Raw genomic sequence first — 13,958 nt, 5'->3', positions numbered from 1 at the left:
AACTAATTCACCATGAAAGTCGCGCTTCCACAGTTGTTGCCGTCTTGAGGAATTTGCTGTAGACCTCATTTCAGGCCCAATTGGTCTAACCAGTTTGCAGGAAAAGGCTGGGGATGCCTTGGGGAGGAACCCTTGCGTCGTCTTGCGGCGATGCATGTCGCAGGCAAACCATACGGACGAATCTGGGAAGGACAGACCATGCATCTTTCGACGCACAACTGGATGCGCGCGGAACCGCTTGAGACGACGCTGAAGCGCATCAAGAAATTCGGCTATGAGTCGATCGAGATTTCCGGCGAGCCAGCGCAGTACAAGACCAAGGAGACGCGGGCGTTGCTGAAGGAGCATGGCATTCGCTGCTGGGGCGCGGTGACCTTGATGCTGGGTGAACGCAACCTCGCCGCCAGGGACCAGGGCCAGCGCGAACGCTCCGTGCAGTACGTCAAGGATGTGCTGACGATGGTCGGCGAGCTCGACGGCGAGATCATCACGCTGGTTCCGGCGACAGTCGGCAAGGTGGTCCCGGACGGCACCGAGGAAGAGGAATGGAAGTGGGTGGTCGACGCGACCCGCGAATGCTTCACTCATGCCAAGAAGGTCGGCGTCAAGATCGCCGTCGAACCGCTCAACCGCTTCGAAACCTATCTGTTCAATCGCGGCGCCCAGGCCCTGGCGCTGGCTGACGCGGTCAGCCCAGAATGCGGCGTCTGCCTCGACGCCTACCACATCCACATGGAGGAATTTAACGTGCATGACGCTATCCGCCAGGTCGGAAAGCGTCTGTTCGACTTCCATGTCGCCGACAACAACCGCTTTGCCGCCGGCCTGGGCCAGATCGACTGGCCAAGGATCGTCGCCACGTTGAAAGAAGTCGGCTACGACGGCGCACTGACCAATGAGTTCGTCGCCCCGGTCGATCGTACGCCGGCAGCACCCTATCCCGACATGGTCGAGCGTCACCCGGTCGATATCTCGCCCGAGCAGCTGAAGTTCATCCAGGACCATGGCTCCAGCGTGCTCACCGAGAAATTCTACACCGACCAGATGCGCATCACCGCCGAAACGCTGCTGCCGCTGATCAAGTAGTCGACCGCCGCTGGGAAATTTGCCCTTCCGCCCCGACCGGCGGCAGGGCTGGGGAAAAACATGCGCATCAAGACAGTCCAGGCCTGGTGGGTCCGCGTGCCGATCGAAGCCGCGAAGCAGCATCGCAGCGACTTCGGCCAGGTGACGACCTTCGACGCCGCCATCCTGCGCGTCGAAACCGATGACGGGCTGGTCGGCTGGGGCGAAGGCAAGAACGCAGCCGGCAGCGCCGGCAGCTACGGCGCACTCGTCCACATGCTGAACCACGAGGTCGGGCCGCAGCTGATCGGCCGCGACCCGGCCGACATCGGCATCATCTGGGAGATGCTCTACAACGGTGTGCGCCACCAAAGTGCCGCCCATGCCGGCCACGCCATGCCGCAACTGGCGCGGCGTGGGATGAGCGTCGCCGCCATAAGCGCGGTCGACATCGCGCTCTGGGACATCCTGGGCAAGTCGCTGGGCCAACCGGTCTGGCGGCTTCTCGGCGGCCGCAAGGTCGATCGCATGCAGGCCTATGCCTCGGGCGGCTGGGCCTCCGCCGATGCCATCGGCGAGCAATTGCAATCCTACATCGCCAAAGGCGGCTTCAAGGCGTTGAAGATGCGGGTGGGCGCCATGGATGGGGCGGCACACGTTTCCGCTGCCCGCGTGCGCGCCGCACGCCAGGCCCTCGGCCCCGACGTCGAGCTGATGGTCGACGCCCATGGCACCTACACGGTAGCGGAAGCCAAACGCTTCATCCATCTCGTCAAAGACCTCGATCTCGCCTGGTTCGAGGAGCCTGTTATCGCCGACGACAAGGCAGGCATGGCCGAAGTGCGCGCCTCCGGCGCCGTTCCGATCGCCACCGGCGAAAGCGAGGCGACACGCTATGCCTTCCGCGATCTCGCCGTGCTCAAGGCCGCCGACATCTTCCAGCCGGACCCGGCCTTCTGCGGCGGCATCAGCGAAGCGATGAAGATCGGCACCATCGCCAGCGCCTTCAATTTGCGCTTTGCACCGCATCTGTGGGCCGGCGCGCCCTGCTTCTTCGCCGGGCTGCATGTCTGCGCCGCGTCGCCTTCGAGTTTCACCGTCGAGTATTCGCTCGGCGCCAACCCGATGATCCACGATCTGGTCGAAGAGACTGTCGAAGCCAAGGACGGTATGATAGCGATCCCGGAAAAGCCCGGATTGGGATTCACCGTTTCGGAGCGATTCCTGGAGGCGCACGCGCAACGCAATTGACGATGAAAGAAAAGAACCTTCTCGCGGAACTCGCCGCCTATCTGTTCTCCCATTCGGACAAGGAGAGCGGCCGCACGCCGTCGGAACGCGAATTGGCCGAGCATTTCGGCGTCAGCCGCGGCCAGATCCGCGAAGCGCTCGCCATTCTCGAGGCAATGCGCATCGTCGAGCGCCGCGCCAAGTCAGGCATCTACATCGACACCAAGCAGGCCAGCGTCGAGGCGCTGGCGCTGTTCGCACGGGCCGGCCTGCCGCTTGATCCCTTGCAGATCTATGAGACGGTCGAGTTGCGCAAGATCCATGAGATCAAGGCCGCCGAGCTTGCCTGCTCGCGCGCCACCGAGGAGAATTTCGAGCGCCTGCGCGAAATCCTCAAAGCGTCGGAAGACCGCATCGCCGCTGGCGAAGGTCTGGCCAAGGAGGACCGCGAGTTTCACCTCGAGATCGTGCGCGCCACCAAGAACAGCGTCTTCCACAATATCTGCAGCGTCTACTATCTGATGGGCGAGCAGCGCCTGCCGATCTACTTCAACGATCCCGAACGCAGCGTGCGCTCGCACGCCGAGCACGTGCAGATCTACGAGGCGCTGCTGCGCCGCGACGGCAATCTCGCCCAGGCGCTGATGAGCGCCCATCTGCAAGGCGCGGAAAGCTATTGGAAGGGATTGATCGAGGGCGGCATGGCGGCTTCGCCCGCGGGCGCGGCACTCGAAAGGGCCTGACCGTGACCCAGACCGTGCCAAAGATCCTGTCAACGCATCCGCTGCACCCGCGCGCCACGGCCAAGCTGGCCGGCGCCGGCCAGTTGATCATCGCTTCGGCGCTTGACCCCGGCACATTGGCGAGGGAAGCCAAGGATGCCGACATCGTCATCGTGCGGGCGCCGCTGCCGCCGGCGCTGTTCGAGGTTGCATGGAAGCTGAGGGCCGCGATCCGCCATGGCGCCGGGCTCGACATGATCCCGATGGAAGCGGCCGCGGCGGCCGGCGTGCTCGTGGCCAACGTGCCGGCGGTCAATGCCCGCTCGGTGGCCGAACATGTCATGTTCACCGCGCTTGCACTGCTGCGGCAGTTCCGCAGGGTCGACCGCGACCTGCGCGCCAAGGGCTGGCTGGCCGGACGCGAGCATGCCAATGCCAACGTCGAACTCGCCGGCAAGACCATCGGCATCGTTGGTCTCGGCGCCGTCGGGCAGGCGGTCGGCCACATCGCCGCACACGGCTTCGACCTCAAAGTGGTGGCAACGACACGCAGCATGCAGCCGGCGCCGGAAAAGGTCGGCTTCCTGTCGATCGACGCGCTGGTCGAGCAGAGCGATATCATCGTGCTCTGCTGTCCGCTGACGCAGGAGACACGCGGCCTGATCAGCCGCGAGCGCATCGCCCGCATGAAACCCAACGCACTGCTGATCAACGTATCGCGCGGACCGGTCGTCGATGACGACGCGCTGGTTGAGGCCTTGCAGGAGCGCCGCGTCGGCGGCGCCGCGCTCGACGTTTTCTCTACGCAGCCGCTGCCGCCAAATCATCCCTATTTCGGCTTCGACAACGTCATCGTCACCCCGCATATGGCAGGCATTACCGAGGAATCGATGATGCGCATGGGCGTCGGCGCGGCCGGCGAAGCCCTTCTGGTGCTGGCCAACAAACTGCCTGTCAATCTGCGCAATCCAGAAGTGGTCGATCACTACCGGCGTCGATTTCCGGCGCGGATATAGCATCGCGGTTTCGCCCCAATTCTCCGCGACGTTGCGGGCCATGTCCGGTCTTCGCGTTGCAGTTCTGATTGTCGCAACTTCGTCCATCTGCACCTCGCCGTCATTCGCAGCGGCCGAGAGCAGCTATGTCTACTGCGACAACGGACTACGCTGCTTCAAGGCGCCCTGCCCGTCGAGCAGCGCACTCGACCTTGGCACCGGCACCATCAAGGGCGTGTCGATCGACACCAGCGGATTGCCGCGGGCCGACAAGGCGATAACGGCTCAGTCCGACGTGCTTTATAGCGGAAAGATCGTCGTCAGAGGCTCGATCGAGCACCGCATCCAGACCTTCGCCGGCAAGGAATACAGCCTGCCCCGGCTGGTCGCGACCCGCATCGTGCGCACCGCCAAGGACAGCGAACGCAAGCACTGTTCATCGCATTGATCCGTCATCTACGAGTCACTGCCGATCAACCCCCAGCAGCCTCTCCACCGACACCGCGATCCGCAGCAGATGCCGGTCATGGCCGTTGCGCGCCACGAGCATCAACCCCATCGGCAGCGATGGTCCCGGCATCGGCAACGAGATTGCGCAAAGGTCGAACTGGTTGGCGATCTGGGTGTTGCGCAGCAGCAGGGCTTCGGTGCGGTCACGCAACTCGGCATCCTCGGCCATGGAAGCGATGGCCGGCGCCGTCACCGGCGTGGCTGGCAACGCCAGCACGTCAACCGATGCCAGCCGCTCATCCATGGCGGCGGCCAGCACGGCACGGCGGCCGAGCGCCCTGATATAGACCGGCGTCGGCAGCAGCGCCGCCCGCGACAATGGCCCGCTGACATGCGGGTCGACCGGCACCGATGCGCCTGTCGCCAGCCAGTCAGCATGCACTTCCGCGCCCTCCATCGCCGCGATCGAACCGCGCTTGGTGGCCGCGCGCAGATCCGCGATCATGTCGTCGATCGACAGATCCGTAATGCGTGCGCCAGCCTGTTCGATCTTGCCGAGACAATACTCGAAGGCGGCGGCAAGCTCGCCTTCCGTCTCGCCGAAAAGAACGCCGCGCGGAATGCCGATGCGAAGCCCGGCAAGTGGAATGGCCACCAACTCCGTCGGCACTTCGCCGGCCATAACCGAGTCGGCGGCGGCGCATTGCGAGACGGTTCGCGCAAGCGGGCCGACCGAGTCCAAAGTGCCCGAAAGCGGGAAGGCGCCGGAGAGCGGCACGCGCCCCGCCGTCGGCTTGAAGCCGACGACGCCATTGAGCGCCGCCGGAATGCGGATCGAGCCGCCGGTGTCGGAGCCGATCGAGATGTCGCTCGTCCCCTCACCGACGGACACACCGGCCCCGGATGACGAACCGCCGGGGATGCGGCTCGCGTCCGTCGCATTGCCAGGCGTGCCGTAATGCATGTTGTCGCCGATCGCGGTGAAGGCGAACTCGGTCATGTTGGTCTTGCCGATGACGACCGCACCGGCTTGCCTAAGCCGGCTGACGATGGCGGCGTCGCGCTGTGCCGGCGCGGCGGTCCTGCGCATCAGCGACCCGGCCGTGGTCGGCTCGCCGGCGACATCGAACAGGTCCTTGATCGAGACAATGGTGCCGTCGAGCGGGCCGAGTGTCACGCCCACTCTCTTGCGGGCATCGCTGGCGTCAGCCGCGACCCGCGCCGCTTCGGCATAGAGCTTCGTGAAGACCTTCTCGTCGGCCACACGATTGGTAAGACGTGACATGATAGTTTCGAGGCGGTCGCGGATTGGTTGCATGTTGGTGTCGGACTCCGCCAGAATGGAACGTCTTTAAGGCAAGCAGCCGTTGGGACTGCCGAAGGGATAACCCGGCCAGCGTGCCTTTGCACCTGCCAGACAGGAAGATACTGATGCTGTACAAAGGCAGCTGCCATTGCGGCAAGGTTGCGTTCGAGGTGGAGGGCGAACTTGAGGGCGTCGTGCGCTGCAATTGCTCGATCTGCGCCCGCAAGGGTGCGCTGCTATGGGCCGTGCCACACGACAAGCTTACGCTCGTCGCCTGGGGCGATGACCTTGGCCGCTACACATTCGGCGAGGCGAGAATAGCACACCGCTTCTGCCGAACCTGCGGCATCCATCCATTTGCCGAGGACACCAGCCAAGGCGAACGCAGCGCTTACGTCAACATCAATTGCGTCACCGGTCTCGACCCGTCCACCTTGTCGATCTTCGACTTCGACGGGCGTTCGGCCTGAGCAATTCTGCTTTATCGGTAGCCTGTCGCGTCAGCCGGTTTGCCGGCATCCTGAACTTCCGGAACATAGCGCCAGGCATCGGGTTGCGAACCGTCCAAATCGGTGAAACCGTAGACTTGCGCCAGCCCGCCACTGGACAGTGACTGCCCGTTCCAGCGCTCGCGATCCGGATCCGCCGCCAAAGCGGCAACGGCGCGGCCAACGAAGCGCGGCGTTTCGGAAATGACGAAATGCGGCACTTTTGCCGTGGCGTCGCGCCAGTTTTCCTCGGCAACGCCGTAAAGCTCCAGCATCATTTCCGAACGCATCCAGCCCGGCGTCAGCGAGACCGATGTGGAGCCGTGTTTCGCAAGATCCTTGGCGTGGGCCCAAGCCATGCGGTTCACCGCTACCTTGGCAAGGTCGTAGAAGGGCGACAGGCGATAATGCCCGGCATTGTATTCGGCGGTACCGTCGGTGATTTCGACAAGCAACCCGCCCGGCCGCTCGATCATCAACGGCAAGGCATGGTGCGCGGTGATCAGATGCGTGTCGATGGCCAGGCGCATCATCCGCAAGCCGTTCTCCAGATTGTGCTCCCAGACCGGCTTGTTCCATTCCAACAGTTGTTCACCGCCCCAGATATCGTTGACCAGTATGTCGAGCCGACCCTGTTCGGCCCGGATGCGCCCGACCAGGCCGCGTACGTCATCGGCGATGAGATGATCGACCCGCACTGCAATGCCCCTGCCGCCATTCGCGGTAACCAATTCCGCCGTCTCCTCGATCGTCTCAGGCCGGGCATACTCCGATGGCTGCCCGCGCGTGCTCCGCCCCGTGACATAGACCGTGGCGCCGGCGGCGCCGAGTTCGATCGCTATGCCACGCCCGGCACCCCGTGTGCCGCCGGCAACCAGGGGCAACTTTCCCCTGCAGCGTCATTGAACTCTCCAAAACAGCATCATCGATCAAATCCGAGCTGGCTCACGCCGCCCGCATCATATATAAATGATCATTCGGTTATATCAGGATGTCAAGATGACCCGTCCCAAAACCCGGTCCGACGAGCAGGTGCTGGAAGCCGCATTGCGATTGATCCACGAGCACGGCCCGGAGGCCCTCACCTTCGAGCGTCTGGCAAAAGCCTGCGGCCTTTCAGGCGCAACCCTGGTGCAGCGCTTCAAGAACAAAGCGCGGTTGAAGCAGCGCACCTTGCTGCATGCCTGGGACGGTCTTGACGACAAGACCAGAACGCTGGCCACAGACATTGTAAGAACCCCGGCTGGCGCCATCGAATTGCTGGTTGCGCTATCGCAAGGCTATGGCGGCATCGAAACCTATGCCGAAGGCCTGCTCGTCTTGCGCGAGGATCTGCGCGACCCCGTTCTGAGGGCGCGTGGCGCTGCCTGGAAGGCATTCCTATGCGCCGCTCTTGCGGCCTGCTTCGCCGAAATCGACGACCCGCCGCAAGACGTTGGCCTGCTCATGGCATCGCATTGGCAAGGTTCGTTGCTATGGTGGAGCTTCGATCCGACGATCGAAGTGGCCGTCTATGTCGAGGACAGTCTCAACCGCTTCGTTGCCGCCATCACGACGCAAGCGGCCCGAAAACCGTAAGGGTTCTCGAGCCGTTGCCAGCGGTGGCTGTTGCGAGAGACTATTCGGACTGCTTTGGGCCGCGCAGGAACTACGACGGCAGCAGCGTCGCGGCTCCATGGCCTTGCCGCCGGGGCTGCTATGCGGTCGGTCTTCTGTTTGTCTGCAGCGCAGCATCCGGCCGCACTGCAACATGGGAGTGACGGCTTGGAGTTCCCATGCTAGAAACACCGCAATGAACTACAATTCGTCCAAAGTGGCACTGTCGACTTCTGGCGATCCTCTGACCGACATGCTGCGCGGATTGCGGCTCGACGGCGTCGACTATGGCCGCTGCGTGTTGGGCGAGCCCTGGGCCGTTTCCTTCCCCGCACAGAGGGCGGCGCGGTTTCATTTCATCGGCCAGCAGGGCTGCTGGTTGTTCTCACCCGCCAGGGAGTGGATCGAACTCTCGGTGGGTGACGCGCTTCTGATCCCGCGCGGCGACGAGCATGTCCTGGCCAGCGCGCCCGGCGTGCCTCCGGTGCCGATCGGCAGCTATACGATCGAACCGGTGTGCGAGAACATCTACGACGTCTCCAACGAGTGCAGTGGGCCCAAGACCTTGCTGTTTTGCGGCAGCATGCATTTCAATCTCGACGGCTCGCATCCGCTGCTCGACATGATGCCCACCCTCATGCAGGCACATAAGTTGATGGCGAACGCCCCGGGTATTCAGCATCTGCTCGACGCGATGGCCTCCGAGGTGACGATGGATCGGGTCGGCTCCGGGGGGATTCTGGCCCGCCTTGCCGATGTGCTCGCCGCCACGATCATCCGCTCCTGGGTCGAGAACGGCTGTGGCGATGCCACCGGCTGGATCGCCGCCGTCCGCAATCCCGACGTCGGCAAGGTGCTGGCGACCATCCACCTGCAGCCGGATCGCGATTGGAGCGTCGAGGCGCTGGCGCGGATGATGGGAGCCTCGCGCTCGGCCTTTGCCAAGCGCTTCGCCACAGTGGTCGGAGAGACGCCGGCCAAATATGTGCTGCGCGTGCGCATGCACCAGGCCAGGCAATGGTTGGCTCGCGATGGCATGAGAGTATCGGTGGCGGCGGCGAAGCTAGGCTATGATTCGGAAGCATCCTTCAGCCGCGCCTTCAAGCGGGTGATGGGCATGGCGCCAAGCCATCTGCGCCACGTTGGTGCCGGCGACAAGCCGTCCTGACGTCGGGACGACAAATCGCTGCGATCCTTCCGGCTGGAGGAATTGCCTGGTCTTTTGGACGCAGCGTCATTGCAGGCCAGCTTCCGGCGGATAATCTGGCCCGTGGAGGAAAATCCCATGGCCAATCATTTCGTACTGCTCGCGCTTGGTGTCCTGTCGGTCATTCCCGGACACGCCTTTGCCCTCGAGGACAGCTATCTCCCTGCAGGCAAGATCCCTTACGTCGCCGAGGCGCCGGACCAGCCGCAGCGCCTGGGACCACTGTGGGGCGAAAGGGCCAAAGGCCCTGCCGGAACCTTGCTGAAAGTCCCGGGCAACTGGCGCGCGCCTGTCCACGCGCACACCGCAGACTATCGCGCCGTGGTCATTCAGGGTCTGTGGGCGCACTGGCAGATTGAAGGCGGTGAAGCGACCAAGGTCGAACTGCCAGCTGGATCCTACTGGACCCAGAAGGCCAATGAGATGCATGACGACGCGTGCCTCTCGGAGACGGAATGCGTGATCCTGCTGATCAACGACACGCCTTACGAGACCTACCTGCCGAAATAGCCGCGCCCTATGACGCGTGCCGCAGGCTGACACCACTGCCCTTGTCGAACAGCACCACCTTGTCAGGATTCCAGGCAAAGCGCACCGGTTGCTCGATCGCGACATCGGTCCTGGCCGGCACCGTGGCGCGAAGAGTTGTATCGCCGACCCGCAGCGTCAGGATCTTTTCCACGCCATGGTTCTCGACGTCGTGGACACGCGCCTCGACCGGCGCGCCGCTTTCCAGATAAACATCCTCCGGACGGATGCCGAAGACGAGCGGGCGACCGTCGGTCGCCGCACTCGCCCCAGCCCCCGTAAAAATCTTGGCTCCCCCCGCAAAGGGCAGTTCGAAATTCAATGGCGCCATCACCGCGCGGCCGTTCACCAGCCTGCCGTCGATGAGGTTCATCGGCGGCGAGCCGACGAAGCTCGCCACATAGGTGTCGCGCGGGTTGTTGTAGATCTCGTGCGGCGTGCCGGTCTGGATGATCCGGCCATGGTTGAGCACGCCGACCTTGTCGCCCATCGACATCGCCTCGATCTGGTCGTGGGTCACAAACAGGAAGGTGGCGCCAAGCTGTATCTGCAGGTTCTTCAACTCGGTACGGAGCGCCTCGCGCAATTTGGCGTCGAGCGCCGACAGCGGCTCGTCCATCAGGAACACGCGCGGCTTGCGCACGATGGCGCGGCCGATGGAGACGCGCTGCATCTCGCCGCCGGACAGGCGGTCGGTCTTGCGGTCGAGCAGATGCTCGATCCGCAGCGTGCGGGCGGCGCGGTCGACGCGGTCCTTGANCAGGCGGTCGGTCTTGCGGTCGAGCAGATGCTCGATCCGCAGCGTGCGGGCGGCGCGGTCGACGCGGTCCTTGATCTCGGCATCCGGCAGCCGGCGGATCTTCGGTTTCAGCGGAAATTCGAGGTTTTCGCGCACCGTGTAGCGCGGGTAGAGCGAATACTGTTGCAGCACCAGCGCCACGTCGCGCTCGGCCGCGCCCCAGTCGGCGACGTCGACGCCGTCGATGAAGACCTGCCCCTCGCTCGGCTTCTCCAGGCCGGCAATCAGCCGCAGCGTCGTCGTCTTGCCGGCGCCCGTCTCGCCGAGCAGGACAAAGAATTCGCCATCGGCGATGTCGAGGTCGAGCCCGGTCAAGGCCGTGTGGTTGCCGAAGCTCTTGGAGATGTTCTTGAGCTGGATATGGGCCATCAGAGCCTCACCTCAAGCGACTTGCCGCTTGCCTTGTCGAAGAAATGCGCCTGGGTCGGATCGATTCGGGCAAACACCTTCTCGCCCGGTCCGGCAACGAAGCCGCTCTTCGTGCGGGCCCGCAGCATTTTAGAGCCAACCTTGAGGTCGACGATGTCGAAGGAGCCGAGCGGTTCCACGATCTGCGTCTCGACGGCCATGAAGCCATCGGCCGCGTCACGGCGAATGAGGACGCCTTCCGGCCGGATGCCGAGTGCGAGTTGGCCGCTGGCGTGGCCGTTGAGTTTCGACAGCAGCGCCCGCGGAAACTCAAAGCCGGAAGCCGCTCCACCAACCGTAACTGAAGCCGATGACGGTGTTTCGGCAACCGCCGCGTCGGCGACATTCATCACCGGACTGCCGACGAATTGGGCCACGAACAGATTGGCCGGCCGCGAATAGACCTCGTCGGGCGTTCCCACTTGCTGCAGCACGCCCTCATGCATGATGACGATACGATCGGCGAGGCTCATCGCCTCGATCTGGTCGTGCGTGACATAGATGGTGGTCGAGCCCTGCTTGATATGCAGCCGCTTGATCTCGGCCCGCATCTCCTCGCGCAATTTGGCGTCGAGCGCGCCGATCGGCTCATCCATGAGCATCGCCTTCGGCCGCCGCACCAGCGCCCGTCCGATCGCGACGCGCTGCATGTCGCCGCCCGAAAGCGCCGACGGCTTCTTCGCCAGCAAATCCATTATCTGCAGCGTCTTGGCGACCGAGCGCACTTCCTGGTCGATCTCGCTTTTGCTCTTGCGCGTGGCGCGCAAGGGAAAGGCGATGTTCTCGTATACGCTCATATGCGGGTAGAGCGAGAATGACTGGAACACCATGGCGATGTCGCGGTCGGCGGCCTTCAGATGCTGGACCGGCTTGCCGTCGATGAGGATGTCGCCCTCGTCGATGGTTTCCAGTCCGGCGATGGCGCGCAACGTCGTCGTCTTGCCGCAACCGGACTGGCCGAGCAGCACGATGAACTCATTGTCCGCGATCTTGAGGTTGAGGTCCTTGATGACCTGGACGGCACCGAAGAATTTCTGGACGCCGCGAAGCTCGATCTGGGTCAATGCTGTGCTCCCGGATTTCGCGCGTCCGCGGCATGACCGGTGCCGGCCTGTTCCTCGGGCGCGATCTTCGAGGTGATGTTGAAGCCGATCAGTCCGATCAGGATGATGGTCAGGCCGTAGGTGTGCAGGGTCATGTTCCAGGGCTGGCAGAGGGCCACGATGCCGAGCACCATGAGTATCTGCGAACCCGGCTCCAGATATTTCTGATTGATGGCGCGAAAGCTCATTTGCGGATCGCTCCGAAGGACATGCCGCGCAGCAGATGGTTGCGGAGCAGGAAGGTGAAGATGGCGACCGGCAGCAGGAACAGGAAGGTGCCGGCGGCTATCACCGTCCAGTCCGGCAGGCCCGAGCCGACCTGGCTCGGGATGAACGGCGGCGCCGTCTGGGCGCGGCGGTTGGTCATGATCAGCGCGAAGGCGTATTCGTTCCACGCCGTGATGAAGCAGAAGACGGCGGTGGCGGCGATACCGGTGGCGGCCTCCGGCAGCACGATCTTGAAGAAGGCTTCCATGCGTGTGTAGCCGTCGACCAGTGCCGCCTCCTCATATTCCTTCGGGATTTCATCCATGAAACCCTTCATCAGCCACACCGAAAAGGACAGGTTGAAGGCGGTGTAGAGAATGATCAGCCCGATGTGGGTATCGTTGAGGCCGACCGCGCGGTACATCAGGAACATCGGGATCGCGACCACCACCGGTGGCAGCATGCGTGTCGACAGGATGAAGAAGAGCAGGTCCGCCTCCCCCTTCACCCTGAAGCGCGAGAAGCCATAGGCGGTGAACGTGCCCATGCCGACGGCCAGCACTGTCGAGGTGATGGCGATGATCAGCGAGTTCAGGAAGCGGCTCGGATAGCCCGACCACTGCACCTGGCCCTTGCCGTCGCGCACGATCTTTTCGCCACCGTCGAAGACGACCCGCTCCCACCATGGGGCCGCCGCGTACTCTTCCGGCGACGGCGGACTGCGCAATTGAGAGCGCTTGGTGAACAGCTTCACGAACGGCGATATCTCCGGCTGGAAGACGACGGTCGGCGGAATAGTGGTGGCAAGATTGCGCGGCTTGAACGCCGTCGAGGCGATCCAGTAGATCGGCGCCAGGAAGATGATCGTCACCAGCAGCACGGCGACTATAGCGACGCGGTTGAAGGTGATTTCGGAAGAAGTGCGGACGGCTGCCATCTCAGCGCTCCTTCACCTTGTTGAGATATTTGACGTAGATGTTGGTGATCGCCAGCACCATGATCAGAACGATGTAGGCCATCGCGCAGGAGCGCCCGGTCTGCCATTCCTGGAACGCCATCTTGTAGAGCCGGATCGAGATCAGCTCGGCCGTCGGCTGGCTGGTCAGGATGTAGGCGAGATCGAAGGTCTTGAAGGCTTCCATGGTGCGGAAGATGACGGCGATCATCAGGATCGGCGCGACCAGCGGCAGGGTGATGCGGAAAAACGTGTAGAACGGCCCGGCGCGGTCGATCGCGGCGGCCTCATAGAGATGCTTCGGCACCGCCGACAGTCCGGCCAGCGACAGCAGCATGACGAAGGGCGACCACATCCAGATATCCGTCAACGCAACAGCGTAGAGTGCCATCTTGGGATCGGCCAGCCACTCGAAATTGCCGAGCCCGAGCGCATAGTTGATAACTCCCCATGACGGGTCGTAAAGCAGTTTCCAGAATAGCCCGACCACCGCCATCGACAGCATCATCGGCAGCAGCAGCAGCGTGGTGATAAGACCCTTGAGCGGAATGTCCCGGTTGAGCAGCATCGCCACGCCGAAGCCGACAAGCAGCTGTCCGACGACCGAGACAATCACGTATTTCGCCGTGATGGCGAAGTTCGACCAGACATAGGGGTCGTTGAGCAGGTCGCGATAATTCTGCAGCCCGACGAAATTCGCCGGCGCATTGGTCGACGCGCGGAAGTCGGTGAAGGAATAGCCGAGCGAGTAGATCAGCGGAAAAATGTTGAAGACGATCAGGAACAGAACCGTCGGGATGATGAAGAGATTGCGGATGGAGATATCGCTTAGGCCGCGTGCCGCGGCGCGCGTGGATCTGTCGAGGGTGGTGATCATCGTGGTCGCCAAGACCCTGCTC

At 63.3% G+C, this 13,958-nt stretch carries 16 protein-coding genes; 9 read left to right on the top strand and 7 right to left on the bottom strand.

What is annotated here, in order from left to right; all coding sequences use genetic code 11:
* Positions 1 to 198: 198 nt before the first annotated feature.
* From X739_RS158075 to X739_RS158095, 5 genes are read left to right on the top strand one after another with little or no spacing between them, the layout of a single operon-like run.
* Positions 199 to 1,086 carry a sugar phosphate isomerase/epimerase gene (locus tag X739_RS158075; protein WP_015315643.1) on the top strand — a complete coding sequence of 296 codons (888 nt, stop codon included), beginning with the start codon at positions 199 to 201 and terminating at the stop codon, positions 1,084 to 1,086.
* A 60-nt stretch (positions 1,087 to 1,146) separates the two neighbouring features.
* Positions 1,147 to 2,316 (top strand): mandelate racemase/muconate lactonizing enzyme family protein, encoded by a 1,170-nt coding sequence (locus X739_RS158080; protein WP_023770690.1) that lies wholly within the window; start codon positions 1,147 to 1,149, stop codon positions 2,314 to 2,316.
* A gap of 2 nt (positions 2,317 to 2,318) precedes the next feature.
* Positions 2,319 to 3,038: a FadR/GntR family transcriptional regulator gene (locus tag X739_RS158085; protein ID WP_023770691.1), complete on the top strand. Its 720-nt coding sequence runs from the start codon at positions 2,319 to 2,321 to the stop codon at positions 3,036 to 3,038.
* Positions 3,039 to 3,052: 14 nt separating this feature from the next.
* Positions 3,053 to 4,033 carry a hydroxyacid dehydrogenase gene (locus tag X739_RS158090; protein ID WP_023770692.1) on the top strand — a complete coding sequence of 327 codons (981 nt, stop codon included), beginning with the start codon at positions 3,053 to 3,055 and terminating at the stop codon, positions 4,031 to 4,033.
* A 40-nt stretch (positions 4,034 to 4,073) separates the two neighbouring features.
* Positions 4,074 to 4,460, top strand: coding sequence for a hypothetical protein (locus X739_RS158095; protein WP_023770693.1), 387 nt, complete (start codon positions 4,074 to 4,076; stop codon positions 4,458 to 4,460).
* Positions 4,461 to 4,475: 15 nt separating this feature from the next.
* On the opposite strand, the gene X739_RS158100 is transcribed toward X739_RS158095, so the two are convergent.
* Positions 4,476 to 5,780 carry an amidase gene (locus X739_RS158100; protein WP_023770694.1) on the bottom strand — a complete coding sequence of 435 codons (1,305 nt, stop codon included), beginning with the start codon at positions 5,778 to 5,780 and terminating at the stop codon, positions 4,476 to 4,478.
* A gap of 113 nt (positions 5,781 to 5,893) precedes the next feature.
* Between X739_RS158100 and X739_RS158105 the strand changes: the two genes are divergently transcribed.
* Positions 5,894 to 6,238 (top strand): GFA family protein, encoded by a 345-nt coding sequence (locus tag X739_RS158105; RefSeq protein ID WP_023770695.1) that lies wholly within the window; start codon positions 5,894 to 5,896, stop codon positions 6,236 to 6,238.
* Between the two features lie 11 nt (positions 6,239 to 6,249).
* Here X739_RS158105 and X739_RS158110 read toward each other — a convergent pair whose 3' ends face one another.
* Entirely contained in the window at positions 6,250 to 7,134 is an 885-nt protein-coding gene (locus tag X739_RS158110; RefSeq protein ID WP_031251973.1) for an SDR family oxidoreductase, read from the bottom strand.
* Positions 7,135 to 7,255: 121 nt separating this feature from the next.
* Between X739_RS158110 and X739_RS158115 the strand changes: the two genes are divergently transcribed.
* The 3 genes from X739_RS158115 to X739_RS158125 all read left to right on the top strand — a co-directional run bounded on the left by X739_RS158115 (position 7,256) and on the right by X739_RS158125 (position 9,569).
* Complete coding sequence (locus X739_RS158115; protein ID WP_023770697.1) at positions 7,256 to 7,834, top strand: TetR/AcrR family transcriptional regulator; 579 nt, start codon at positions 7,256 to 7,258, stop codon at positions 7,832 to 7,834.
* Between the two features lie 214 nt (positions 7,835 to 8,048).
* On the top strand, positions 8,049 to 9,020 hold the full coding sequence (locus X739_RS158120) for an AraC family transcriptional regulator (RefSeq protein WP_023770698.1): 972 nt from the start codon (positions 8,049 to 8,051) through the stop codon (positions 9,018 to 9,020).
* Between the two features lie 117 nt (positions 9,021 to 9,137).
* A complete protein-coding gene (locus X739_RS158125; RefSeq protein WP_023770699.1) occupies positions 9,138 to 9,569 on the top strand; it encodes a DUF4437 domain-containing protein in 432 nt (143 codons plus the stop codon).
* A gap of 7 nt (positions 9,570 to 9,576) precedes the next feature.
* On the opposite strand, the gene X739_RS158130 is transcribed toward X739_RS158125, so the two are convergent.
* The 5 genes from X739_RS158130 to X739_RS158150 are packed head-to-tail and all read right to left on the bottom strand — an operon-like array spanning position 9,577 to position 13,948.
* Positions 9,577 to 10,755: an ABC transporter ATP-binding protein gene (locus X739_RS158130; RefSeq protein WP_023793686.1), complete on the bottom strand. Its 1,179-nt coding sequence runs from the start codon at positions 10,753 to 10,755 to the stop codon at positions 9,577 to 9,579.
* The gene (locus X739_RS158135) at positions 10,755 to 11,858 is read right to left on the bottom strand and encodes an ABC transporter ATP-binding protein (protein ID WP_023781632.1); all 1,104 of its coding nucleotides are present in this window, start codon (positions 11,856 to 11,858) and stop codon (positions 10,755 to 10,757) included. Before X739_RS158135 ends, X739_RS158130 begins: the two co-directional genes overlap by 1 nt.
* Positions 11,855 to 12,085: a hypothetical protein gene (locus X739_RS158140; RefSeq protein WP_023793683.1), complete on the bottom strand. Its 231-nt coding sequence runs from the start codon at positions 12,083 to 12,085 to the stop codon at positions 11,855 to 11,857. The genes X739_RS158135 and X739_RS158140 overlap by 4 nt, the downstream gene beginning before the upstream one ends.
* A complete protein-coding gene (locus X739_RS158145; protein ID WP_015315633.1) occupies positions 12,082 to 13,041 on the bottom strand; it encodes a carbohydrate ABC transporter permease in 960 nt (319 codons plus the stop codon). Before X739_RS158145 ends, X739_RS158140 begins: the two co-directional genes overlap by 4 nt.
* A 1-nt stretch (position 13,042) precedes the next feature.
* A complete protein-coding gene (locus X739_RS158150) occupies positions 13,043 to 13,948 on the bottom strand; it encodes a sugar ABC transporter permease (protein WP_023770702.1) in 906 nt (301 codons plus the stop codon).
* Positions 13,949 to 13,958: the final 10 nt, after the last annotated feature.

It is taken from the genome of Mesorhizobium sp. LNHC209A00 (assembly GCF_000502915.1).
Taxonomy (GTDB): domain Bacteria; phylum Pseudomonadota; class Alphaproteobacteria; order Rhizobiales; family Rhizobiaceae; genus Mesorhizobium.
This window is presented reverse-complemented; position numbering and strand designations above follow the sequence as displayed.